The sequence below is a fragment of the Burkholderia sp. BCC1999 genome, from assembly GCF_905339975.1.
GTDB lineage: Bacteria > Pseudomonadota > Gammaproteobacteria > Burkholderiales > Burkholderiaceae > Burkholderia.
Genome location: NZ_CAJPHP010000042.1, coordinates 1 through 23,092, shown reverse-complemented (window position 1 = coordinate 23,092; position 23,092 = coordinate 1). Strand labels below are relative to the sequence as shown.

The 23,092-nt window shown below is 66.8% G+C and carries 22 protein-coding genes; 14 read left to right on the top strand and 8 right to left on the bottom strand.

The features are described 5' to 3' along the window. Positions 1–131: 131 nt before the first annotated feature. The 3 genes from U5809_RS34265 to U5809_RS34255 form a co-directional block, all read right to left on the bottom strand. Positions 132–845, bottom strand: a complete 714-nt coding sequence (locus U5809_RS34265; RefSeq protein WP_282512442.1) for a dienelactone hydrolase family protein — start codon at positions 843–845, stop codon at positions 132–134. Positions 846–1,138: 293 nt separating this feature from the next. Further along, positions 1,139–1,450, bottom strand: a complete 312-nt coding sequence (locus tag U5809_RS34260; RefSeq protein WP_282512444.1) for a DUF4148 domain-containing protein — start codon at positions 1,448–1,450, stop codon at positions 1,139–1,141. Positions 1,451–1,783: 333 nt separating this feature from the next. After that, positions 1,784–2,749, bottom strand: a complete 966-nt coding sequence (locus tag U5809_RS34255; protein WP_322089809.1) for a GlxA family transcriptional regulator — start codon at positions 2,747–2,749, stop codon at positions 1,784–1,786. A gap of 211 nt (positions 2,750–2,960) precedes the next feature. On the opposite strand from U5809_RS34255, the gene U5809_RS34250 reads away from it, so the two are divergent. The 4 genes from U5809_RS34250 (at position 2,961) to U5809_RS34235 (ending at position 5,412) form a co-directional block, all read left to right on the top strand. After that, positions 2,961–3,602 carry an HD domain-containing protein gene (locus tag U5809_RS34250; RefSeq protein WP_282512447.1) on the top strand — a complete coding sequence of 214 codons (642 nt, stop codon included), beginning with the start codon at positions 2,961–2,963 and terminating at the stop codon, positions 3,600–3,602. A 350-nt stretch (positions 3,603–3,952) separates the two neighbouring features. Beyond that, complete coding sequence (locus tag U5809_RS34245) at positions 3,953–4,156, top strand: DUF1289 domain-containing protein (protein ID WP_322089808.1); 204 nt, start codon at positions 3,953–3,955, stop codon at positions 4,154–4,156. A gap of 324 nt (positions 4,157–4,480) precedes the next feature. Beyond that, positions 4,481–4,936: an antitoxin Xre/MbcA/ParS toxin-binding domain-containing protein gene (locus tag U5809_RS34240; protein WP_322089807.1), complete on the top strand. Its 456-nt coding sequence runs from the start codon at positions 4,481–4,483 to the stop codon at positions 4,934–4,936. Further along, positions 4,933–5,412 (top strand): RES family NAD+ phosphorylase, encoded by a 480-nt coding sequence (locus U5809_RS34235; RefSeq protein ID WP_322089806.1) that lies wholly within the window; start codon positions 4,933–4,935, stop codon positions 5,410–5,412. The genes U5809_RS34240 and U5809_RS34235 overlap by 4 nt, the downstream gene beginning before the upstream one ends. Before the next feature lie 36 nt (positions 5,413–5,448). Here the strand turns inward: U5809_RS34235 and U5809_RS34230 are convergent, their stop codons facing one another. The 4 genes from U5809_RS34230 to U5809_RS34215 all read right to left on the bottom strand — a co-directional run bounded on the left by U5809_RS34230 (position 5,449) and on the right by U5809_RS34215 (position 9,808). After that, the gene (locus U5809_RS34230) at positions 5,449–6,387 is read right to left on the bottom strand and encodes a site-specific integrase (RefSeq protein WP_322089805.1); all 939 of its coding nucleotides are present in this window, start codon (positions 6,385–6,387) and stop codon (positions 5,449–5,451) included. Between the two features lie 77 nt (positions 6,388–6,464). Next, positions 6,465–6,977, bottom strand: coding sequence for a DUF2165 family protein (locus U5809_RS34225; RefSeq protein ID WP_282512462.1), 513 nt, complete (start codon positions 6,975–6,977; stop codon positions 6,465–6,467). Positions 6,978–7,269: 292 nt separating this feature from the next. Continuing rightward, positions 7,270–8,625: a uracil-xanthine permease family protein gene (locus tag U5809_RS34220; protein WP_322089804.1), complete on the bottom strand. Its 1,356-nt coding sequence runs from the start codon at positions 8,623–8,625 to the stop codon at positions 7,270–7,272. Positions 8,626–8,683: 58 nt separating this feature from the next. After that, on the bottom strand, positions 8,684–9,808 hold the full coding sequence (locus U5809_RS34215) for an aryl-sulfate sulfotransferase (protein ID WP_322089803.1): 1,125 nt from the start codon (positions 9,806–9,808) through the stop codon (positions 8,684–8,686). A gap of 102 nt (positions 9,809–9,910) precedes the next feature. Here U5809_RS34215 and U5809_RS34210 point away from each other — a divergent pair, with 102 nt between their 5' ends. From U5809_RS34210 to U5809_RS34165, 10 genes are all read left to right on the top strand, one after another. Continuing rightward, positions 9,911–10,867, top strand: coding sequence for a LysR family transcriptional regulator (locus tag U5809_RS34210; protein WP_322089802.1), 957 nt, complete (start codon positions 9,911–9,913; stop codon positions 10,865–10,867). A 224-nt stretch (positions 10,868–11,091) separates the two neighbouring features. Further along, positions 11,092–13,077, top strand: coding sequence for a gamma-glutamyltransferase family protein (locus U5809_RS34205; protein WP_322089801.1), 1,986 nt, complete (start codon positions 11,092–11,094; stop codon positions 13,075–13,077). Positions 13,078–13,497: 420 nt separating this feature from the next. Continuing rightward, positions 13,498–14,040 (top strand): hypothetical protein, encoded by a 543-nt coding sequence (locus U5809_RS34200; protein ID WP_322089800.1) that lies wholly within the window; start codon positions 13,498–13,500, stop codon positions 14,038–14,040. Between the two features lie 249 nt (positions 14,041–14,289). Next, positions 14,290–15,060 (top strand): hypothetical protein, encoded by a 771-nt coding sequence (locus tag U5809_RS34195; RefSeq protein WP_322089799.1) that lies wholly within the window; start codon positions 14,290–14,292, stop codon positions 15,058–15,060. A gap of 196 nt (positions 15,061–15,256) precedes the next feature. Then, positions 15,257–15,589 carry a hypothetical protein gene (locus U5809_RS34190; RefSeq protein ID WP_322089798.1) on the top strand — a complete coding sequence of 111 codons (333 nt, stop codon included), beginning with the start codon at positions 15,257–15,259 and terminating at the stop codon, positions 15,587–15,589. A gap of 78 nt (positions 15,590–15,667) precedes the next feature. Then, entirely contained in the window at positions 15,668–16,210 is a 543-nt protein-coding gene (locus U5809_RS34185; RefSeq protein ID WP_322089797.1) for a CbrC family protein, read from the top strand. 55 nt (positions 16,211–16,265) lie between these two features. Then, entirely contained in the window at positions 16,266–17,516 is a 1,251-nt protein-coding gene (locus U5809_RS34180; protein ID WP_322089796.1) for a DNA repair exonuclease, read from the top strand. Positions 17,517–17,519: 3 nt separating this feature from the next. Next, positions 17,520–20,990, top strand: coding sequence for an ATP-binding protein (locus tag U5809_RS34175; protein ID WP_322089794.1), 3,471 nt, complete (start codon positions 17,520–17,522; stop codon positions 20,988–20,990). A 122-nt stretch (positions 20,991–21,112) separates the two neighbouring features. Beyond that, positions 21,113–21,637 (top strand): HD domain-containing protein, encoded by a 525-nt coding sequence (locus tag U5809_RS34170; protein ID WP_176051800.1) that lies wholly within the window; start codon positions 21,113–21,115, stop codon positions 21,635–21,637. 9 nt (positions 21,638–21,646) lie between these two features. Further along, positions 21,647–22,333 (top strand): DUF429 domain-containing protein, encoded by a 687-nt coding sequence (locus tag U5809_RS34165; protein ID WP_322089792.1) that lies wholly within the window; start codon positions 21,647–21,649, stop codon positions 22,331–22,333. Positions 22,334–22,506: 173 nt separating this feature from the next. Here the strand turns inward: U5809_RS34165 and U5809_RS34160 are convergent, their stop codons facing one another. Then, positions 22,507–22,944, bottom strand: coding sequence for an ATPase (locus U5809_RS34160; RefSeq protein WP_282512487.1), 438 nt, complete (start codon positions 22,942–22,944; stop codon positions 22,507–22,509). Between the last annotated feature and the right edge of the window lie 148 nt (positions 22,945–23,092).

The following is a 23,092-nucleotide window of genomic DNA, read 5'->3' as shown; positions in this document are numbered from 1 at the left end:
ACAGGGAAGGGCAGGAGCGGTTTAGCGCGCTTGTCCTTCCAACCGGCTGGTCGCGGAAACGGAAACGCCACGGACGAAGGTCCGTGGCGTTTTCTTTTTGCAGAGCAATTCGAGCGGAAAGCCGCGCTACGTCAGCCCTGCTTCGCCCACAGCGTGCGGCCGAAAAACGTGAGCGTGCGGTCCCACGCGATCTGCGACCAAACCGGATCGAACTGCGTGCCCGCGATGCGGCCGGGGCCGACGGCCGTTTCGTTCGCGAACGCGTGATGGGCGAGATAGCGATGGAATTCGAAACCGACCTTCGCATCGGTCAGCTTCTTTTCCAGCGCGTCGACCTGGTCGATCGCGAAGAACGCGTCCTGCGTGCCCCAGTGGCCCATCAGCGGCACCTTGAGCTTCGCCGGATCGATGTAGTCGAGCGGCGGGAGGCCGTACCACGTCACGCCCGCGTCCGCATCGGCGTACTGCAGCGACAGCAGCGTGAGGGCGCCGCCCATGCAGTAGCCCGTGATCGCGACACGCGAGGCCAGCGTCTTCAGATACGTGACGGCGCCGGGAATGTCCTGCGATGCGGCATCGCCGAAATCGAGGCCGGTCATCAGGTGGTGCGCTTCTTCTTCCTCGACCGTCGATTTGCCGCGATACAGGTCGGGCACCAGCGCGAAGTAGCCGCAGCGTGCGAGGCGGTCGGCGACGCCGCGGATCTGGTCGTTCAGCCCCCACCATTCCTGGATGACGACGACGGCAGGCGCGCCTTCGGTCTTTGCGGGCGTCGCGAGATAGCCCTGCAGTTCCTGGCCGTCCGGGCGGCGAAACGTGATCATGGAACTGGATGTTTGAGACATGAAACCGCTCCTTTTCGAAAAATGCGCTGAGTGCGGCATCGGGCCGGCCGGCCGGCGGGCACGGCGACGATCGGGCATCCCGAGGTCGAGGTTCCGCGCGCGTTCGAGTCGGCCGGCGCCGACCACGCGGCCATTCTATGCGCAAACACCGGCTACTTGCGTGAACGGCGCCGTGCCGGATGCGATCGGTGCACGGAGCGGGCGACCGGAAAGCAAACACCCCGCCCCGATGAACGGGAGCGGGGTGTTGCGGGTGCGGCGCGCGTATCGGAATACGCGGGCGCGGGTCCGGCTTACTGGCCGAAATAGACGGAGTCGCGGCCTTCCTGCTTGACTGCGATCGCGCGGCCGGCACGCACGCCGGCGGCAGCTTGCGCGCCGTAACCGGCTTCATCGGCGTTCGTCACGCGGGCCTGGGCGGTCTGCAGTGCGCGCGGGTAATACTGATCGGAGACTTCGGGCTTGTAGCCGGCCTGTTCGAGCTGGACGAGTTCAGCACGGACTTGCGCGCGCGTCAGTTGGTCCGACGGGTTCGATTGTGCGAATGCGCCGTACGAGGCGGACAGGGCGGTTGCGGCGACGACAGCGGTGATGAACGACTTCATGGTGACCTCCGGTTTCATTGATTTCTCGCTTCGCTCGTTGCGTTAAGCGGTTGATTGCATCGTAGCGATCGCGTTACCGGCGGGAAATACGCGTTCCAGTGAATCATTATTGCAACTGGGTAAACGATCCGCGCGGGCGGCTTTTTGTCTGACGATTGTGGGCGTAACGAATGGCTGACCGCCCCGTCGGTGTGCGCAGATGAGGGCGTCGGATCCGGTCCGACAGGGGTTCGGCTCAGTGCCGCCAACATGCCTGTTGCCGCGCGACATTCAATTGCATCGCATTCCGAAGTATGTGAATGACGCGGCCGGAGTCGCCGATGCGTTGCCGCATCACTCGACAGGAACCGCCTGCCGTTTCCGGTACTCGGCCGGCGTGATCCCGACGTGCCGGGTGAACGACCGCCTGAGCGTATCGACATTCGCGAAGCCACATTTCGCAGCGACCTGCTTCGGCGCGTCGTGGCCGTTCTCGAGCAACTGGCGGGCCGCCGAGATGCGGGTTGCCTCGACCCACGCGGCCGGCGTCATGCCGACCTCCGCGCGGAACAGCCGTGCGAAGTGGCGCGGGCTCATGCCTGCATGCTTCGCCAGGTCGGCCACCGAATGCTCGAGTTCCGGATTCGCCGCGATCCAGCGTTGCACCTCCTGCAGCACCGAGCGCCCGGCGGGGCGCGCCTCGCCCTTGCGGCTGAACTGGAGCTGCCCGCCCGGGCGTTTGAAGAACATCACCAGTTGCGCGGCGACGCGCCGCGCGATCTCGCGGCCGAGATCCTCCTCGACCAGCGCGAGTGCGAGATCGAGCCCGGCCGTGACGCCGGCGCCCGTGCGCAGCTTGCCGTCGCGCACGTACAGCGCATCGGCATCGACGGCGAGCGACGGAAAGGCTTCGGCGAGCGCGTCCGCAGCGGCCCAGTGCGTGGTCAGGTGGCGCCCTTTCAGCAGGCCGGTGGCGGCGAGGATGAACGCGCCGGTGCAGATCGAGCCGTAGCGCTTGCTCTGCACGGCCGCCGATCGTAGCCACGCGAGGACGTCGGTGCGCAGCGAGAGGTTGCCCGCGCTCGGCGCGCCGGCGACCAGCAGCGTGTCGATGCGCTCCGGGACGTCGGGAACGATCCAGTCAGGCAGCAGCTGCGCACCGGATGAACTTCGGATCGGACCGGATTCGCTCGCGATGATCCGCAACGTATAGAACGGCTTCCCGCATTCGGCGTTCGCTTGCGCAAACACGTCGAGCGGTGCGGAGACGTCGAGCAGTTGAACGCCAGGAACGGCGAAAATTCCCACGACCTTCGGCATGATCGGATGCTGTGACGAACGTGACGCGTAGCAGTATAGAGGCGCGGATCGTGTATGAGATGCGCAGGCTGAGCCCGTTTCCTGCATCTTTCCGGTCATGCGGGCCCCGTGTCCGTTCGTCATGCAAAATGGCAGGATTTGACGTAGTACGTCTATTGAAGACAGCTATCGGACTCCGGAGAATCGGGGGTGTTTTCAATGGAGGTCAATCATGACTGAGAACGTTGCAGGCATCACCATTCCCGATAGCCAGATGACGCGCGAGATCACCGAACTCGTTCGCGATACTGCTTCGCCGCTGCTGTTTCATCATTCGAGCCGCGTCTACTATTTCGCGGCGCTGGCAGGACAGCGTCGTGGGCTCAAGTACGATCCCGAGCTGCTTTACTGCGGCTGCATGTTTCACGACATGGGGCTCACGCACAAGCACAGCAGCGCATGCGAGCGCTTTGAAGTGGACGGCGCCAATGCCGCCCGCGATTTCCTGAAGGGCAAGGGCATCTCGCAGCAGGACATCGACGTCGTGTGGACCTCGATCGCGCTGCACACCACGCCAGGCATTCCGCAGCACATGCATCCGGTGATCGCGCTCGTCACCGCGGGCGTCGAGATGGATGTGCTGGGCCTCACGTATCCGGAATACAGCGACGTCGAGCGCGAGGCCGTCGTCCATGCGCATCCGCGGACGCCGCACTTCAAGGAAGACATCCTCCAGGCGTTCTACGACGGGATCAAGCACAAGCCGGACACGACCTTCGGCAACGTGAAGGCCGACGTGATCGCGGACAAGGATCCGCATTTCCACGCAGGTAATTTCTGCAGCGTGATCCGGTCATCGGCGTGGGCCGGCTGATTGCGTCAGGTATCGCGCACGGTTCCCTGTACTGAGCGGGATCGTGCGTGCAATGCGAATCGCGATTCACTCATTACGCATGGGAGCGACTATGTTGGATCCATCAAAAGAAAGCTGACCCGCTCGAATGGCGTGACGGACATTCGGCAACCGCACATCGACAACTGCACTAAGGCCGATCCGGCTTATGGCGCGGGCATCGTGGCAGAACAGGCAAGACTGGAGGCCGAGGCGAAATGAGCGGGGCGGGCCGGGCGATGCGGCGCGGGCTGCATCGCCGGGGGCAGGGTAGCCGCCTATGGGAGTGCGGACGTTTCCCTGCCGGATATTCAACCAAGACGAGAGTTCCGATGGCTTCCACGCTTCACGACGTACCCGACAGCCCCTGTGTCGGTGTGTGCTCGACACTGTTCGACGATATCTGCAAGGGGTGCGGCCGTACTGCCAACGAGGTTTCGCACTGGGTGTTCATGAGCGACGACGCGAAGCGCGCGATCTGGACGCGCATCCGGGCGGAGGGTGCGGCGACGCGTTTCCGTCGTGATGGGCGGTGAGTGGCCATGCCGAGCGTTCCGGTCAATGGATGTTCATGGTGCGATGGCGGACGCGTGTTCGGCAGCGCGATATAAATCGGTAAAAGAGTTGTTACGTGACAACTAAAAGGCATCCCGGTGGACTTTATATACTGAATGACAGCCACACCCCCTCGGGGCGAATCTTCGATTCGCGATCATCCCAACCGGCTACCAGGCAGCAGGGGACATCCGACCCTATGGCTAAGGCCCCAACCGGCGGGCCACAGCGGCACTTCCCACTCCGCCCCCGCAAGTGCTCGGCAAAACGCCTATAATGAATGGGCAAATTGCCGGAGGCAGGTCATGAGCATCATTGCTTTTCATCCTTCGGGTGTCGCGCATCCGCGCCAGGCCGAATTCACGATTCTCGAGCAGTTGCTGGCGATCCGCGTCCGTTCGGGGGCCGATCTCGCCGAGCTGGCGAGCGCGCGCGTAGACGTGTCGGTGATCGACCGGCTGTCCGAGCGTGGGCTGAAATCGGACGAGCTGGCATTCATCATTCCGCGCCGCACGCTGAGCCATCGTCGCCAGGCGCACGAACGCCTGTCGCCGGAGGAATCCGACAAGGCGATCCGCCTCGCGCGCATCGTCGCACAGGCGATGGCCACGTTCGGTGATCAGGACAAGGCGATGGCGTGGCTGCGCAACGGGTTGCAGCGCTTCGGCGGCCGCACGTCGCTCGACATGGCGAGCACCGAGCATGGCGCGCGGCTTGTCGAGGAAGTCCTCACGCAGATCGATGAGGGGTACTTCGCTTGACGACGCTGTGGCGGATCAGCAATTACGCCGATCTGAAGGGCATCGGCGGGTTGCGGGCCGGCGGGCGCTGGCATTTTGCCGGGCAGCCCGTCGTGTATCTCGCCGAGCATCCGGCGCTCGCCCTGCTCGAGACGCTCGTTCACTTCGAAATCGCCACCGTTGCCCAATTGCCGAGCGGCTACCAGTTGCTTCGGATCGACGTGCCCGATTCGGTGGATGTCGCCGAAATCGCGGAAGGCGACGCACCGGACGACTGGCAAACGAATGTCGACTGGACCCGCAGCGCCGGCACCGAATGGCTGCACACGCAGCCGAGCGCACTGCTGCGCGTGCCGAGCGTCGTCGTGCCGCACGCGCACAACTTCCTGCTGAATCCGCTGCATCCGGCCGCGTCCGACATCCGCATCGCGGAAGTCATGCAATCGCCGTACGACACACGGATCCTGCGCCTGATCCAGTCGAAACCGGGCGCATAGCGAACGAGAAGGAAAACGATGCGCACCGCGCGCTGTTCAGCGCTCGTGCGCAGCGCGATCCGCGGCTGCGTCCGGCGGCAGCGTCTGCCGGATGCGCGTGACCGTTCGCGTGCTGACGAGACCGAGCATCGCGCTGACCTCGGCATGCGTGTGGCCGGCGAGCAACTGCCGGCGCGCATACGTGTTGCGCAGCACGCGTGGGCTCATGTCCGCTGCGTGGAAGCCGATCGCGGTCAGCGCGTCGCGCACCACCAGCAGCAGGAACATGTCGTTCATCGCGCCACCGCCGCGCGGCGCGGGGAACAGCCGCGTCGATGCGGGTGTACCCGCCGAATGTATGCGCCATGCGGCGAGCGGCGCCAGCGCGAACCAGGCAAGTTCGATCCGGCGTGCCGGCCGCGCGCGATCGCGCGGTACGGACAACGCCGGTGGTTGCGTGTCGAGGTCGGGCGCGTGGCAGGGCATCGCACGAATTTCGGCCGACGTGATGCCGCTCGCGAGCAGCAGCGCGACGATCGCGCGATTCCTGCACTCGGTGGGCGTGTCTTCCGGTCGAGGCTGGACATGGCGCTGCAGTGCGACGTCGGCGTCGGGCGGCAGGTAGCACGGCTCCGGTTCGCCGTCCGGCCAGGCGAAATCGCGTGTCGTCCGGCCGGCCGGGTGGATCGTCCGCACACCGATGTCGACCAGGTGCCGGCCCAGCCGGTCGATCAGCTTCGCATAGCGCACGCGCGTCGATGTGCCGGGCGTGCAGGTACGGTCGAGATCCGCCAGGAAGGCCGCGACGTGGTCGGGCCCGAACGTGGCCAGCGACACACGGTGTGCGATCAGGTGGCGCAGGAACCGCTCGAACATCGCGACGTGCTGCACGACCGAACGCGGCGCGAACGGCCGGCGGCCGGCGCCGGTCGCGGCGGTTTCCTGCCACGCGCGAAACGCGCAGACGGGGTCGTGAATCCAGAGATTCGTGTCCATTCACGATTTATAGCCGGAGACGGTGACGCCGGCAATCGTCCCGATGTCGGTCCGGCCGGCGCGACGCCACCGGTGTGTCAGTGTGCGATACGCGTCTCGTCGATACCGTCGTTGTTCATCGTCAGGTAGACGAGCACGAGCAGCAACGTGATGAAGAAGCGGAACGCGTCCGGCACGCCGTTCCATTGCTTCGACATCCACATCCCGAACCATTCGCCGCCGACCGACATGAACGCAACCTGCCACGTGAGGAAGCCGAGCGTCAGGCCGGCGATCGCGTACGCCTTGGCCGCGTGGAACGCCGCTTCGCCGGCGCGGCGCGCGCGCAGCAACCGGACCCCGCCGATCCAGCACAGCACGGCCGTCAGCGTTTCCATCGAGATGATGCCGATATAGCCGGCGTGATGGAGCCACGTCGCGCCGATCGCGCGATACATGATCCCGTTGCCGGGAAAAGTCGTGTCCATCAGGAACACATGGTGGACGAACGCGAAATTCGTCGCGTAATCGGTGATGTTGCCGAACGCGACGAGCGACGCGAACAAGGCCATGGCAAGCACCATGGCTGCCTTGGAAAGACGAACGATCATAATGGACTCCGAAATGAATGGGCAGGCGAAAGCGCGACCGCGCGGCAACGAGCCGGCGTTCGGGGCGATACCTGCGTAAATGTGCACGGCCAGGCCGGCGGATTTGCATGCGTGGGTACGACGGCGCGGAGATCGGGACTGGAAAACCTGAAGCCGGGGCGGCGTCGAGGAGACGCACGTGCCGGCTGGATCGAGTGCCCGCGCCAGGAGGGAGCGGCGATTTTCGGTTGAACCGAGGGAGTCGTCAAGCGGACCGGAGCACTGCGGGCACTACGCTAGCCCACTGGCGCCGTCACGCGTCGCGCGAAGGTGCCGGTGTCACGCTCGCCTGCGCCGGTCCGCTCAGCCGTGCAAGCGCGGCGAACGCCAGTTGCGTCGCGATGGCCGCGAGCGTGCCGGCCGCCATGCCGTTGCCGAGCACGATCTGCACGGGCGCGCTGAAATGGCGATACAGGTTCGGCACCAGGATCGGCGCGAGGCCGACCACCAGCGCGGCCGCGAGCGTGTACTGGTTGGCGCGCGCATGCAGGTCGACGCTGGCGAGTAGCCGGATGCCCATCACGCCGATCATCGCGAACACGACCAGCGCGGTGCCGCCGACGACGGCGGCCGGAATCGCATACGCGAGCCGCGCGAGCGGCGCGAACAGCGCAATGACGATCAGGATCGCCCCCGCGGCGGCCGTTACGTAGCGCGAGCGCACACCGGTCGTCTGCACGACGCCGATGTTCTCGGCGCTGGTCACGATCAGCGGCGTGCCGAACAGCGCGCCGGCCAGCGACGCCAGCGCATCGCCGCGTATCGTCTTCGGCACGTCGCGCGTCAGCGAGATCGCCTTGCCGCACGTTTCGCCGACGGCAACCGTCTGCGCCGTCGCCTCGGCCATCGAGATCGCGGTGAAGATCAGCAGCGGCAGCGCGGCCAGCACGTCGAAGCGCGGCATCCCGAACGGTAGCCACACCGGATGCGTGAACCACGGGCCGTGCCACACGTCGGCGAGCGCCGGCATCGCATCGAGCGCCCAGCCGAGCGTCGCGCCGGCCATCAAGCCGACCAGCACCGCGAGGCGGCCGAGCGTGCCGCGGAACGCACCCGCGACGACGACGGTGGCGACGATCGTCGCCAGCGCGAGACCCAGCGCGCGCGGCTGCGCGAAGTCGGCCGAGCCGGGCTGGCCGACGACGATCGTCGCGTAGATCCGGATCAGGTTGACCGACACGAGCAACAGCATCGCGCCGACGACGATGCGCGGAAAGAGCCGCAGGCAGCGTGTGAACACGGGCAGCAGCACCCAGTAGAACGCGCTGGCGAGCAGCGCCGCGCCGGCAGCGGTCGGCAGGCCCGACTGCGCGGCGATGCCCGCGAACAGCATCGTCGGCGCGCCACCGGGCACCATCACGAACGGCATGCGCGCGCCGATCGGGCCGGCGCCGAGCGATTGCACCAGCGTGCCGATACCGCATGCGAAGAACGTCGCGCCGATCAGCTGGACGGTCAGGTCGGCCGGCAGCGAGAGGACTTTCGCGATGAGGAAGACGGCCGTGATCGGCGAAGCGGCCATCGACAGCACGTGCTGCAGCCCGAACAGCGCGAGCTGCCACGCGGGCAACCGTGCGTCGACGGGCGGTGAGATTGGATCGTGCGACACGGCAGGCCCCCCGGAAGCGAACGGCGGCGATGGCTGGAATGCAACGGCGAACGGCGCGTCAGGTCCGCAGCCAGGGCAGTTGCGCGGCGCTGTAGCGGAACGTCTGGAACACGCTGTTCAACTGGCCGGGGCCGGTCTTGCGCGCGGCTTCGTCCGGGTATTCGGCGAACCACGGAATCACGTATTCCCACACGACTTCGCCGGCCGGCGTCACTTCGAACAGTCGGCCCGTCGACGATTCGGTGACGTGCGTGTTGCCGTTCGGCAGGCGCTGCGCGTTGCCCATGAACGGCGTGTAGAACAGGTTCACGACGTCGTCCGCATACGACCACACGACGCGTTGCGTGGCGGGATCGATCTCGACGACGCGCGAGAACACGACGTGCGCGCCGTGGCGGAAATTGCCGTTGTCGAACGCGAGGATGTTGCCGTTCGCGAGCGGCACCGGCGCATGCTGGTGCGACACGACGTCCGGCCCGATCCGCAGGTCGACCTGGCCGGTTTCGCGGTTCACACCTATGATCCCCGACGTCGTGCGCAGGCTCATCAGCACGAGGCCGTTCGCGTCGACCGCGAGGCCGTTGACGAGCGGCCAGTGATAGCGGCCGAAGCCGGCCGCAATCGGAAAATCCTCGGGTCGCAGGTGCTCGCGCGCGTGCCATTCCCACACGATCTGTCCGGCCCGGTTCACTTCGCGGATCACGTCCGTGTACATCACCTCGTCGTCGCCGTGCGGCGTGCCGCCCGGCACGCGCCGCGCGAATGCCGCATCGACCGGCTCGCACGCGGCGTAGAGCAGGTTGCCGTTCGGCAGCCACTGCGCATCGTGGTGATGCGCGGGATCCTCGTAGCGCCACACCGTTTCTCCTTGCGGCGTGACCTCGTAGAAGTCGCCGCCATGCCACATCGACCACGGCGCGTAGCGTGATTCGGATCGCGGATGGTTGCCGTTGTAGCCGAGGTTGCCGTTCGCGAGGATGACCGCGTGGCGGCCGGGGCGCACGGGCATTTTCCACTGATGGGCGACTGCGCCGTCGATGCCGACGAGATAGACGTTGCCGTCGGCCGTCTGCGGCGCGATGAGCGTGTAGCCGCCCGCGGACAGTGCGGGATCGTGGGCGATGAGGCCGACGCCACGGCGGCGCTGGGTAATCTGGTCGACGGTCGTCACTGCAGTCTCCATTCGAATCGGATACGGGAATGCAGCGGAATCTAGACGATTCGGCGTGTCGGGAAAATCGGATTATTCTTGACGGCCTGTTCGAAAAAATTTAACGGTACCTTCATGCGTTCGATATCGCAGACATTCCGCTGTTTCGACGAAGTCGCACGACGCGGCTCGATTCGCAAGGCAGCCGACGCATTGCACCTGACGGCCGCGGCGGTGCACCAGCAGATTCGCAATCTCGAGGAGCAGGTCGGCGTGCCGCTGTTCGACCGGCTGCCGCGCGGCATGCAGCTGACGCTCGCCGGCGAGATCGTGATCGCTGCCGTGCGACGCGGCCAGCGCGACTTCGACAATGCGCTGACGCAGGTCGAGGACTTGCGCGCGCTGCGGCGCGGGCACGTGAACCTGGCCGTGCCTGCCTCGACCGCCGAGAAGCTCGTGCCCGACGCGATCCTCGCCGCGATGCAGCGCTACCCGGGCGTCACGTACAGCGTGCGCTCGGGAAACGGCGAGAGCATCGTGCGCTGGGTCGAGACGGGCGAGGTCGACATCGGCTATGCGCTGCGCCGGCGCACGGCAGCGGGCGTGGTCGAGGTGCGCGCGTTCGCGCAGCCGCTGGGTGTCGTCACGGCGCCGGGCCATCCGCTGGCGTCGTCCGGCGGCAAGGTGCGGATGCGCGACTGCTTCGCCCATCCGCTGATCCTGATGACACCCGACACCGAACTGCGCGCGATGTTCGACCAGATCGATGCGCGACAACCGCGCAACATGCGGCCGCTGGTCGAGACGGGCTCGGTGTCGATGGTGCGGCGTCTCGCGGCCGAAGGCGCGGGCGTCGGCTTCCTGATCGCGGAGAACGTTGCGGACGACGTCGCCGCCGGCCGGCTCGCGTGGACGCCGCTTGCCGATGCGGGCGCGCGCTCGTTCAGCTGCATCTACCAGCGGGCGGACATGAGCGCGACAGTCGCGATGACGATGTTTCTCGAGTTTTTCTCCGAGGCGATCGAAGCGATGGAACGCGAATTCGCGCCTGACGGCAGGGTGTCCGGCAAGCGTCGCCGGGCGGCACGATAGCGACACCGGCCGCACCGCTCCGCTCGATTGCGATGCGGTGCAACAAGCGAACCCGCAGGCCGGCCGCGTGACGTTGCGCACGCAACGCCCGGTTGCATTACGTCATTCCCTTATTGCGGAAAAAATTTTGTTCATGGGACTATCGAGCGCGCTGCCCGCGCACCGAGGGGGTCGCAGGCAGCGATGATGCCCATCGCAACGACCCAGAAGAACATCGACACACAATGAACAGAACAGCGATTTTTCCGTATGCATCCATGTTGCTCGCGGCCGCGCTGCTGACCGCATGCGGCGGCGACGTCGAGAACGACGCGGGCCCCACGACAACACCTTCCACCGATGCGAGCTGCCTCGCGGTAGACAACAGCGGCGCGACGGTCGTCGTGGGCTCGAACCAGCCGGGCGATCCGTCGCTGCCGGAAGCGTCGTCGGGCTATCGCACCGGGATGAAGCCCGTCTATGCGAAGACCTACCTGGTGGCCACGTCGAACGCATACGCGAGCGCGGCCGGCTGCGCGGTGCTGAAGAAAGGCGGCACGGCCGCCGATGCGGCCGTCGCCGTGCAGGCCGTGCTCGGCCTGACGGTGCCCGAGGCGACGGGCCTCGGATCGGGCGGCGTGCTGCTCTACTACGATGCGCGCGGCAAGACGCTGCAGGCCTACGACGGCCGCGAGACCGCACCGGCCGCCGCGACGGAAAACTATCTGCGCTACGTCGACGACACGACCGACCATTCGGTGCCGCTGCCGAACGCGCGCGCGAGCGGCCGCTCGATCGGCACGATCGGCGTGCCGCGGCTCATCGAGGCGCTGCAGCAGGATCACGGCCGCCTGCCGTGGCAGAACCTGTTCGGCGATGCGATCACGCTCGCGACCAACGGCTTCCCGATCGGCGGCCGGCTCGCCGACGCGATCGCGGCGAACGCCACGAGCCTGAAGCGCGACCCCGAGGCCGCCGCGTACTTCCTGAACGCCGACGGTTCGCCGAAGACGCTCGGCACCGTGCTGAAGAACCCCGCATACGCTCACACGCTGACGCTGATGGCGCAGTCGGGTGCGAATGCGCTGTACACCGGGCAGATCGCGCAGGACATCGTCGCGAAGATCGCGGTGACGAAGGGCGCGGACGGCTCGACGCTCACGCCGGGCAAGACGACCGTCGCGGATCTGGCCGCGTATCAGGCGAAGCGTCGCGAACCCGTGTGCACGACCTATCGCAGCTACTGGGTGTGCGGGATGCCGCCGCCGTCGTCGGGCGGCATCGCGGTCGCATCGGCGCTCGGCATTCTCGAGAACTTCGACCTGAAGTCGCTGAAGCCGACCGCGATCGATCTCGAAGGCGGCAAGCCGACCGTCGCCGGTGTGCACCTCGTCACCGAGGCCGAGCGGCTCGCCTATGCCGACCGCGACAAGTACGTGGCCGACACGGATTTCGTGCCGCTGCCGGGCGGCACGTGGGACACGCTGCTGAACAAGCCGTACCTGAAATCGCGCGCGGCGCTGATCGACACGACCAAGAGCATGGGCACCGCGCAGCCCGGTAATCTCGGCGCGGTGCCGCTCGGTGTCGACACGACGCTGATCGAGCATGGCACGAACCAGTTCACGATCGTCGATGGTGACGGTAACGTGCTGAGCGCGACGACCACGGTCGAGTCGAGCATGGGCTCGTTCCACATGACCAACGGCTTCCTGCTGAACAACCAGTTGACCGACTTCTCCGCGAACCCGCTCGACACGTCCGGCAATCCGGTGGCCAACCGGCTGCAGCCGGGCAAGCGGCCGCGCAGTTCGATGGCGCCGACGATCGTGTTCGGGCAGGCTGCCGACGGCTCGCGCGGCGACTTCGTGATGGCGACCGGTTCGCCGGGTGGCGGCACGATTCCGCAATACGTGGTCAAGACGCTCGTCGGCGCGCTCGACTGGGGCCTGGACGCGCAGCAGTCCGCGGGGCTCGTCGATTTCGGCGCGAGCAACAGCCCGACGACCACGATCGGCGGCGAGCATCCGAACGTCAACACGGCGAACAACGGTGCGAACGATCCGCTGATCACGGGGCTGCTCGCGCTCGGGCACAAGGTATCGACTTCCGCGCAGGCGAGCGGCGTCAATACGGTGATGCGCGTGACGGTCGGCCAGTCGTCGGCGCTGCAAGGCGGCACCGACCCGCGTCGCGAAGGCGTCGTGCTCGGCGATACGTTCCGGCCGTAATCGGGTGGGACGCGCACGGCCCCGATCTGCCGTTGGGCAGTCGGGGCCGTGTTTCATGGCGAGGCTGCAGGGATGGCCGAGCAACGCATGTCCTTCGGAGTGCCGATAAAAGCTGCCTGCGTGTCAGCCAGTCGGTTCACTGCCGGATGTCCCGATACGTGACGATCGGGCCGATCGCCATCGCGGAGCGTCCGCTCCCGTTCACCGGCCAATACGGTGTCCATCCTGCTGCAAGTCCCCGATTGTCAAACAGTGTGAGTCAATCGTCAGCATTTGCAACCGAAGTAACAGTCCCCGCAATTCAATCGTTTTGCGCGTCGGTGCCGCTACATTAGCTCCACCTGCCGCACTTCGCGGTGAGGCATGCGACAAGCCGCACGAAGGCGGCCCGCAGCAACAACGTCTTTGGGGAGAATGACCATGAACAAGATCCATACGATTCTGCTGGGTGCCGCTCTGACGGCGATGGCGACTTCGGCTGCTTTTGCACAGACGGCCCAGACTGGCGCACAGGGTTCGGCTGGCGTCGGCGCACAAGTCCAGACGCCGCTGCTCGGCGGCGGTGTGGGTGTGCAGGCTGGTGCCGGCGCGAACGCGGCGGGCTCGGGTTCGGGCGCGGGCAACGTTGTTGGCGGCGCGCTGAACGGCGTCGGCAAGACGGTTGGCGGCGTCGGCTCGGCCGCGGGCAATGCGGTCGGCGGCGCGACGCAGGCGGTCGGCTCGGCAGCCGGCACGGCGAAGGATGCCGCGGCATCGGCCGTTCACTCGACGAAATCGCACGTGAAGCACGTCGCAAGTTCGGCGAAGAACCACGCGCAAGGCGCGATGTCGACGGCAGGCGACGTTGCGGGCGGCGCGAAGGCGAAGGCCGGCGAAGCGCTTGAAGGCACGACGAACGCAGTGCAGGGCGGCGCATCGGTCGGCGTGAAGGGTTCGGCGTCGGCGCAAGGCGGCGCGCTGTAAGCAGCACGCATTCCGTCAAGGCCCGGCCCGCATTGATGCGGGCCGGGCTTTTTTATTGGCGCGCGCGGCCCCTGCCCATTGCCCGCTCGCCATGCTTAAATAGCGGGGCACCCGGTTGCGGGGCCGCCGGGATGGCGGTACCGGCCAACAAGGGCAAGCATGTCCGATCGACATCGTGACGACAGACGACACCAAAACGCCGCTCCGGCCGGCCCGGCGCGGTCCGATAACATTCCGAGGCATCACGTCATGACCATCCTGTTCCGTCTTCTCGCGCTTGGCTGCGCGCTCTGGCTGGCCGCTTGCGCGGCGCCGCCCCCGCCGTCCGCCAGTAACGCCGCGTCCGCCGCCGCACCTGACGCCAGTGAACGCCGCGGGCTCGGTACCGCGTGGGGCGAGTCGGTGCGATCCGAAACCCGCCAGGTCGAGTTCGAGCGCGCGGATTCCACCAAGCCGACGGATCTCGCGTCGGTCTACTACAACGATGCACTGCCGGGTCATCCTCCGGCCTCGCAGGTTCGCCGGCTGCCGACTCGCGTCGCGCTTGCCAATGGCGACATCGCGCTGTCGTTCACGGACGAAAAGGGTGCGCCGCTGCGTCTTGCACGTAGCAACGGCCGCTGGCACATGGCGGGCGTCGAGGGTTCGCGCTACATCATCGTGCTGCGCAATCAGGGGCGCCGCACGTTCGAAGTCGTGTCGACGGTCGACGGGCTCGACGTGCTGTCGGGCCGGCCGGGCAGCTATACGAACGGCGGCTACGTGCTGTATCCGGGCCGCACGTTGACGATCGAGGGCTTCCGTAAGAGTCGCGACGAAGTCGCTGCGTTCCGCTTTGCGGCCGTGCCGGACAGCTACGTCGCGAACTCGAAGTACGGCGATGCCGCGAACGTCGGCGTGATCGGCGTTGCGCTGTTCGCGCAGAAAGAAAACGACGAGGAAGCACTGCGCCGCAACGCGAATCCGTTCCCCGGCAACGACAACGGCTTCGCACCGCCGCCCGTCCCGCGCGGCGAGTGACGGCATGTAGCCGATCGGCCGTGTACGTGTTCTCGCATGGCGTACGCGGCGCGGTCCTGGAGGTTGATCGAGGTCGACGCGGCAGGCAAGAGGACATCGGCGTTGAGCGTGCCGGCCGCACTTCGGCGTGCGCTGGCCGACGCATCGAGCGTGGCGTTCCCGTCGGATCGTGCGAAGCGGATCGACGGCAGCGATCATGTGCCGGTCGTCATCAACCGATTGTCAACCGATCGTCAACCAGCCGTCCGGCCGGGTATTGCGGCGCAGGCGAAGAAGGTACGCTATACGTGCTGGCGCGCTGCACGGTACCCGGGCGGTGCAGCGCTTCTCGCTGCCCGTGCAAGGCTGCCTCGACTCCGTTTCGCTCGAAACCGAATCCGGAACCCGATCGCCGTATCGGGCGATCACGTGGCGCGACGCGCCGGCCGGCATCGATTACCGATGGGAATATGTCGCGCACGACGGCGCCACGCATCGCGTCTATCGATTCGTGAACGGTACGTTTGTCGAGGTCGAAAGTTCGCGGTAACGCGATCGTGCTGCGGCACAATGGTCGTTTGCATCCGCCGCGTGTGCTTCCCGATCATCCGGACCGACGGAGAATTCCATGTCGTTACCCGCTTTCAGGTACCATCCCGACCCGCTCGCGACGGGCAGCGTGATCGCCGCGGACGTACGTTGTGCATGCTGCGGCGATGCGCGCGGTTACGTTTACGCCGGCCCGGTGTATGCGGTCGACGACTACGAGCAGTGCATCTGCCCGTGGTGCATCGCCGACGGCTCGGCGCACACGCGGCTCGACGCAAGTTTTACCGACACGGGCGGCATCGGCGGCGACGAATGGGACGCGGTGCCCGAAGCAGTCGTCGATGAGATCGCGAATCGCACGCCGGGTTTTCAGGGCTGGCAGCAGGAGCGATGGTGGACGCATTGCGGCGACGGCGCGCAGTTCATCGGTCGTGCCGGCGCTGACGAACTGAAGGCGCTCGGCCTCCAGGCCGTCGCGGCCATCCAGGCCTCGACCGGGCTCGACGACAGCGCTGAGTGGGAACGCTTTTTCGCGGCGCTCGACAAGGACGGCTCGCCAACCGCTTATGTGTTTCGTTGCCGCCATTGCGGCGAACTCGGTGGCTACCAGGATTGCGGTTGACGGCTGCACCCGTTCGAGCGGCCTTCCCCCTTCGTCATGAAACAGAGGAATCTTCGTGAAGTTCATCCACGCGGCAGACATTCACCTTGACAGCCCGTTGCACGGCTTGAGCGCGTATCCCGACGCGCCGGCCGCGCAGTTGCGCAACGCGTCGCGCGAGGCGCTGCGGCAGCTCGTGGATCGTGCGATCGAAGAGGAAGTCGCGTTTCTCGTGATCGCCGGTGACCTGTACGACGGCGATTGGAAGGATCACAACACGGGCATCTTCTTCGGCCAGCAGATGGGGCGGCTGCGCAAGGCCGGCATCCGCGCATTTGTGCTCGGCGGCAACCACGATGCTGAAAGCGAGATGACGAAGAAGCTGACGCTGCCGGACAACGTCACCGTGTTCGGCCACCGCAAGCCGGAAACCGTCAAGCTGCCCGAATTCGACGTTGCGCTGCACGGGCAGAGCTTCAAGGACAAGGCCGTCGTCGACAATCTCGCGATCGGCTATCCGGATCCGGTACCCGGCTACTACAACATCGGCGTGCTGCACACGGCGCTCGAAGGCTATGCCGCGCACGCGAACTACGCGCCGTGCACGCTGGCCGAACTTCACGCGAAGGGCTACGACTACTGGGCGCTCGGCCACGTGCACGAGTTCCAGCAGTGGACGGGGCCGTCCACCGTCGTGTTTCCCGGCAACCTGCAGGGGCGCCACATCCGCGAGACGGGCCGCCGGGGCGCGGTGCTCGTGACGGTCGAGCAAGGCCGCACGCAGGTCGAGCGCCTGTATCTCGACGTGTTGCGTTGGGAAGCCGTGTCGGTCGACGCGTCCGATTGCCTGTCGGTCGCCGATCTGTCGAGAAAGATCGGCCAGTCGCTGGAGGCGCTGCTGACCGTCGACGGCCATGTGCCGCGCGCGGTGCGCGTGACGGTCACGGGGCGCACGCCCGCGCACGGTCTCTTTTTTGGCCGCGCGCCGCAGTTGCGCGCGGAGGTGCTGAACCAGATCGGCATCATCGGCAACGAGCGGCTGTGGCTGGAGAAGGTCCGGCTCGCGACGTCCGCCGCCGATCACCAGCCGGGCGAAAGCGAGCAGCTCGAAGCGCTGGAGGATCTGAAGCAGATCCTCGCCGATGCCGCGCACGATCCGGATTTCCTCGCGCTGCTCGAACGCGACCTGAAGCCGTTCGTCGGCAAGGTGCGCAGCGACGTGAAGGAGGAGGTGCCGTTGCTGGCGATGGCGCGCGCCGGCGAGCTGACGGCGCTGGTCGAACAGGTCGGGCCCGCGTTGCTCGCGCGGCTGGCGAGGGGGGAGTAAGCGATGCGCATCAGCCAACTCGATCTGATCAAGTACGGCAAGTTCACCGACGAGACGCTGCGGTTCCCGTCGGCCAGCGAGGATTTTCACGTGATCGTCGGGCCGAACGAGGCAGGCAAGTCGACGATCCGCACGGCCGTGTCCGAGTTGCTGTTCGGGATGAAGCTCCAGACGCCGCTCGATTTCCTGCACAGCACGCCCGAGCTGCGGATCGGCGGCGTGCTGGAGAACGGTAGCGGCGAACTGGCGTTTCACCGCGCGCGCGGACGCAGTCCGTTGCGCACGCCGGCCGACGACAAGCTGTCCGACGATTACCTCGCCGCGATCCTCGATGGCGCGACGCGTGAATTCTTCGAGCAGATGTTCGGGCTCGATCACGGGCGGCTGGTCGACGGTGGCCGAAGCATTCTCGATGCATCCGACAAGCTCGGGCAGGTGCTGTTCGAATCGGCCGCCGGCGTCGGCAGTCTCGGGCCGGTGCGCGAGGAACTCGATGCGCGCTCGGTCGAGCTGTGGGCGCCGCGTCGGAGCGGCAGTGCGTTTGCGCTGGCCGAAACGTCGTTCAACGAGGCCGTGACCGAATTGAAAACGGTCCAGGTGCGCACGCGCGACTGGGTCGATCGCAAGGACGCGCGCGAAGCGGTCGAACAGCAGATCGAGCAGGCGCGTGCGGAACAGCGCCGGCTCGAAACGCTGCGCTCGAAGCTCGAACGCGTGCGTCGGCTCGCGCCGTATCTGAAGGAGCTGACGGTCAAGGACGCCGCGCTGGCCGAACTGGGCGCGGTCGTCGAGTTGCCGCCGACCGCGTATGCCGATCTGCTGAAGGCGCAGGGTGATCTCGCGGCCGAGCAGAAGGTGCTCGAAGAACGGCGCGCCGACCTGCTTGCGAAACGGCAGGCGCGCGATGCGATCGATGCGGACGCCGACACGCTGGCGCTCGAAGCCGATATAGAAGCGCTCGACCGGTTGCGCGGTGCGTGCATGAATCATGCGCAGGATCTGCTTCTGCTCGGCGCGGACGTCGAGCGGCATGTGTCCGCCGCTTGTGCGGCGGCCGACCAGCTCGACTGGCCGACGGACGAAGCGTCGCTGCGCGCGGCGCTGCCGACGGCGCTGTCGCTGAAGACCGTCGCGAACCTGTTGCGTGAACACGGCGCGCTGCACCAGGCGCTCGCCGGTGCGCGCGAATCGCTCGACGAACGCACGCGCGAGCTTGCGCAGGTGCAGGAGCAGCAGGCGCGCCTGTCGACCGTCGACGTGCCGGAGGCGCTGCGCGCGGCGCTGGCCGATGCGCAAGGCTTTCGCAACAGCGGCCAGCGCGAGCAGGCGCTGGAGCACGAGATCGCTGCCGCCGAACGCACGCTGTCGGGTGCGCTCGATGCGCTCGGCCACTGGCGCATGCCGGTCGATACGCTGCGCGTGCTCGACGTGCCGTCGGCGGCGCGGCTCGGCGCACTGCTGAAGGAAGACAGCGAGCACGCGAGCGCGGCCGCTGCGGCACGTGACGCACGGGACAGCGCACTCGAGGAACTCGAGCGGCTCGAACTGCAGGAGAAGCATTTCGCGGAGAACCACAAGGTCGTCACGACCGCCGACGTGCTGGCGGCGCGCGCGCGACGCGATGGCGCGTGGGGAGATATCCGCAGCGGCGCAGTCGATCTCGCCACGGGCGCTCCGGCAGTCGACGACGCGATTCGCCTCGCCGACGAACTCGTCGACGCACAGCTCGGTGCCACGCAGGCGGCCGCGACGCTGCAATCGTTGCGTCAGCAGGTCGAATCCGCACGTGTGGGTGTGGCACGCCGGCAGGCCGCGCTGGACGAACGCGAGCGCGGCCTGACTGCACATCGCGACGCCTGGGCCGCACTCGCTACGACGGCCGCAGTGCCGGGCATGCCGCTGGCGGCAATGGGCGACTGGCTCGCGAAGCGCGAAACGGTGTTCGCCGCACAGGCGGATCTCGACCGTCAGCGCCGCGAATTCGACGCGATGCGTGCTGCCCGGGCCGGCGCGGAATCAGCGCTGCGTGCGGCGCTGCGCACGGTATCGCGCGGTGGCGAGTCGGATGGGCTGGCCGCGCTCGTCGCGATCGCCGAGACCTTTGTGCAGTCGGCCGAGAAGGCGATTGCACAGAAGGACAGCCTGGACGACCGCGCGAGGGAAGCCGACCGCGGCTGTGCGACGGCGCAATCGCGGGCCGGCCATGCGCAGACGGCCTACGATGCATGGCGCGTGCAATGGCATGACGCGCTGGCTGACGCGAAGCTGTCCGCGAGCGCGACGACGCTGGCCGCGGCGGAAGGTGCGCTCGGGCTGGCGAACGCGGTGACGGCCGAGCTGGCCGATGCCGACGCGCCGCGCAACCGGATCGCCGCGATCCGCGCGGAACTGGCCGCGCTCGAGGCCGGCGCGCGGCGGCTTGCCGAAGCGCTTGCACCGGAATGGCTCGCGAGCGGCGACTGGCCGGACGTCGCGCGACGGTTGACGATGCGCCTCGCGGCCGCCAGGGAAATCGCACGCGCGATCGGGCGTGCCGACGAGGCCGTGCGGCAGGCAGACGGCAAGGTTGCGGACGCGGTCGCCGCGGTGGCCGGTGCGGATGCACGAATTCAGCCGCTGCTTCAGCTGGCCGGTGTCGCGTCGATCGACGCGGCGCTGCCGCTGGCCGAGCGCTCGGATCGTCAGCGCCAGCTTCGGCAGGCGGTCGACGCCGCACACGAGGCATTGGTGCGCGATGGCGACGGGCTTTCCCGGTCCGCCGTCGAAGCCGAGGTCGCGGAGCAGGACATTGCCGACGTGCCGGCGCATCTCGAAGCGGTGAAGCAGTCGCTCGGCGATGTCGGCAAGCGGTTGAACGAGCTGTCGCAGCAGCAGGTCGTGGCCGACCAGGCGTTCGGCGCGATCGACGGCCAGGCGAATGCGGCCGTCGCCGAGTCGAAACGGCAGGAAGCGCTGGCGGCGATGGGCGATGCGGCTGAACAGTATCTGGAGGCGGCCACCGCGAGCCGCTTGCTGAAGTGGGCGACGGATCGCTATCGCGACCAGAAGCAGGGGCCGATGCTCAGGCGCGCGGGCGAGATCTTCGCGGGGCTCACGCTCGGCGAATTCGCGAAGCTGACCGTCGATACCGAACGGACGCCGCCTGCGCTGTATGCGCGGCGCACGAAGGGAACGTCGGTCGAGGTGGCGGGATTGAGCGAAGGCACGCGCGACCAGTTGTTCCTCGCGCTGCGCATCGCGGCACTGGAGCTGCAGCTCGGCAGCCGGACCGCGCTGCCGTTCGTCGCCGACGATCTGTTCATCAATTTCGACGATGCGCGCGCGAAGGCCGGGCTCGATGCGTTGCGCGATCTGTCGACGCGAACCCAGGTGCTGTTCCTGACGCACCACGACCACCTGCTGCCGCTCGTGCGGGACGTCTTCGGCGCGCGGGTCAACGTGGTCGAGTTGCAGCGCGCGCCGGCCGGCGCGTGATGCGGGGGTGTGCCGGGATGCCGGCACACGGGAGGGGTCATCGCGTACAGGTAGTATGAGCGGTTCCGAAAGGCGCGCGGCCGGGGCAACCGGTCGCGGGTCTGGCCACACGAGGGGAAAATATGAAAAAGCTGGTAGCCGCCATCGCGTTCGCGGCGGACAAGCATCGCAATCAGCGTCGCAAGGACGAAGAGGCGTCGCCGTACATCAACCATCCGATCGCACTCGCCGACGTGCTGGCCAACGAGGCCGGTATCGAGGACGAGCGCGTGATCGTCGCGGCCGTGCTGCACGACACGGTCGAGGACACGGAGACGACCGAGCAGGAACTGCTGCGGCTGTTCGGCAAGGACGTGGCGGACATCGTGATGGAAGTCACCGACGACAAGTCGTTGCCGAAGGAAGAGCGCAAGCGCCTGCAGGTCGAGCATGCGTCGACCATCAGCCGGCGCGCGAAGCTCGTGAAGCTCGCCGACAAGATCTGCAACCTGCGCGACATCGCGCAGCATCCGCCCGCGGACTGGCCGCTCGAGCGCAAGCAGGCATATTTCGACTGGGCGAAGTCGGTCGTCGACCCGATGCGTGGCGTGCATCCCGGTCTCGAGATGATCTTCGACACCGCATACGGTGCGCGGCCAGCGGACTGAAGCTCCTGCATGGCATCGGCCCGATCCGTCGAAGCCGCCGTGCGGCAAGTGCCCGCTGTGGCGGGTGTCGACGTCGGCGGCGACAAGAAGTTATGCGACCTCGTGATTCTGCGCGGGTCGACGGTCGTCTGCCGCGAAGCGCGGATTGCACCCGAGGCGGTGCCCGCGCTGTGTGTTGCCCATGATGTCGTGGCCGTCGGCGTCGACGCACCGAGCGTGTGGTGGACGGGCGTCGGCCGCCGGGCGGCCGAACAGGCGCTCGCGCGCGAACGGATCTCGTGTTTTCCGACACCGTCGCGGGAGCAGGCCGTCGCAAGCACATCGGGCTTCTTCGACTGGATGTTCATCGGGGAACGCGTGTACCGCGCGCTGGCGGACACCTATCCATTGCTGACCGGCGAGCACTATGCGGGCGGTCGTGCGAGCTTCGAGACCTATCCGTACGCGATTACCTGCGCGATGCTGGGCAAGGCGGTGGCCTCGGCGAAGCAGAAGCGTACCCAGCGCCAGCAATTGCTTGTGCGGCTGGGAGTCGACGTGTCGACGCTGCGCTCCGTCGATGCGCGAGACGCGACCCTTTGTGCGTTGACTGCGCAATATGTGATCGACGGGAACGCGCATGCGTATGGTGATACGGAGGGGGGCTACATCCGCGTGCCGATCGTGAGCGAGTCGATCGTGCTCGACTCACTTTAGCGATGGAACGTGGCGACTGCGGGGCAGGTGCCACGGCAAGGTGAGCTTTTACAGGAGAGGTTCGGTCTCCTTGGCGCTGATGTCGTCAGGCGTCGAGTGTCGACCGACAAACATCAGGATTGCCGGCGCGCACGACATGAAGCCGGTGCGCCGTGCAATCCCGGCTGCGCTGTTCAATCCTCGAGGATGGACTTCGGCACGCTGGACAGGTCGCAGGCTTGCGCTTGTTCGAAGTAGTCTTCCGCATCGTTGATCATCACGACGGCGACGTCGATCAGCTCGTCGAGCCGTTGCAGCAGCGATTCACGCCACTCGATGTCTTCATCGCGCTCGGGCGTCTTGTCCAGCTGCTCGATGATCGAATCGGCCGTCTGCAGGAAGGGGATGGCCTGCTGATAGTTTTCGATCGAGACCATCGCCGCGTTGCGCGCGCCGACCAGTCGTTCGCGGTGCTCGTCCGCCAGTTCGGATTCGCCGCTGATCCGCGGCAGTACATCCGAGATGCGCTGAAGAAGCGGTGGTGTTTGTTCTTCCAGCAGGATGGCGCGTTCGCGCAGCGCCGCATATTCGTCGCGAAGATCGGCGTCGCCGGATTGAGTCGTGCTGTCCATCGTCGATATGAGTGCGTGGTTCGGTCGCGGCATGATACTCGACAGCGCCAGGTTCCTTGTCCGTTCCGCTGGCCTCTATATAGATGGAAAGGCGGACATACGTCATATCTATAGGGAATCGCTCGCGTTGCGATCCGCGCCCGTCGAA

Coding starts and splice junctions, on each gene's coding strand:
- U5809_RS34265 (WP_282512442.1), bottom strand. CDS start 845: ATGTCTCAAACATCCAGTTCCATGATCACGTTTCGCCGCCCGGACGGC.
- U5809_RS34260 (WP_282512444.1), bottom strand. CDS start 1,450: ATGAAGTCGTTCATCACCGCTGTCGTCGCCGCAACCGCCCTGTCCGCC.
- U5809_RS34255 (WP_322089809.1), bottom strand. CDS start 2,749: ATGCCGAAGGTCGTGGGAATTTTCGCCGTTCCTGGCGTTCAACTGCTC.
- U5809_RS34250 (WP_282512447.1), top strand. CDS start 2,961: ATGACTGAGAACGTTGCAGGCATCACCATTCCCGATAGCCAGATGACG.
- U5809_RS34245 (WP_322089808.1), top strand. CDS start 3,953: ATGGCTTCCACGCTTCACGACGTACCCGACAGCCCCTGTGTCGGTGTG.
- U5809_RS34240 (WP_322089807.1), top strand. CDS start 4,481: ATGAGCATCATTGCTTTTCATCCTTCGGGTGTCGCGCATCCGCGCCAG.
- U5809_RS34230 (WP_322089805.1), bottom strand. CDS start 6,387: ATGGACACGAATCTCTGGATTCACGACCCCGTCTGCGCGTTTCGCGCG.
- U5809_RS34225 (WP_282512462.1), bottom strand. CDS start 6,977: ATGATCGTTCGTCTTTCCAAGGCAGCCATGGTGCTTGCCATGGCCTTG.
- U5809_RS34215 (WP_322089803.1), bottom strand. CDS start 9,808: ATGGAGACTGCAGTGACGACCGTCGACCAGATTACCCAGCGCCGCCGT.
- U5809_RS34210 (WP_322089802.1), top strand. CDS start 9,911: ATGCGTTCGATATCGCAGACATTCCGCTGTTTCGACGAAGTCGCACGA.
- U5809_RS34205 (WP_322089801.1), top strand. CDS start 11,092: ATGAACAGAACAGCGATTTTTCCGTATGCATCCATGTTGCTCGCGGCC.
- U5809_RS34200 (WP_322089800.1), top strand. CDS start 13,498: ATGAACAAGATCCATACGATTCTGCTGGGTGCCGCTCTGACGGCGATG.
- U5809_RS34195 (WP_322089799.1), top strand. CDS start 14,290: ATGACCATCCTGTTCCGTCTTCTCGCGCTTGGCTGCGCGCTCTGGCTG.
- U5809_RS34190 (WP_322089798.1), top strand. CDS start 15,257: ATGTGCCGGTCGTCATCAACCGATTGTCAACCGATCGTCAACCAGCCG.
- U5809_RS34185 (WP_322089797.1), top strand. CDS start 15,668: ATGTCGTTACCCGCTTTCAGGTACCATCCCGACCCGCTCGCGACGGGC.
- U5809_RS34175 (WP_322089794.1), top strand. CDS start 17,520: ATGCGCATCAGCCAACTCGATCTGATCAAGTACGGCAAGTTCACCGAC.
- U5809_RS34170 (WP_176051800.1), top strand. CDS start 21,113: ATGAAAAAGCTGGTAGCCGCCATCGCGTTCGCGGCGGACAAGCATCGC.
- U5809_RS34165 (WP_322089792.1), top strand. CDS start 21,647: ATGGCATCGGCCCGATCCGTCGAAGCCGCCGTGCGGCAAGTGCCCGCT.
- U5809_RS34160 (WP_282512487.1), bottom strand. CDS start 22,944: ATGGACAGCACGACTCAATCCGGCGACGCCGATCTTCGCGACGAATAT.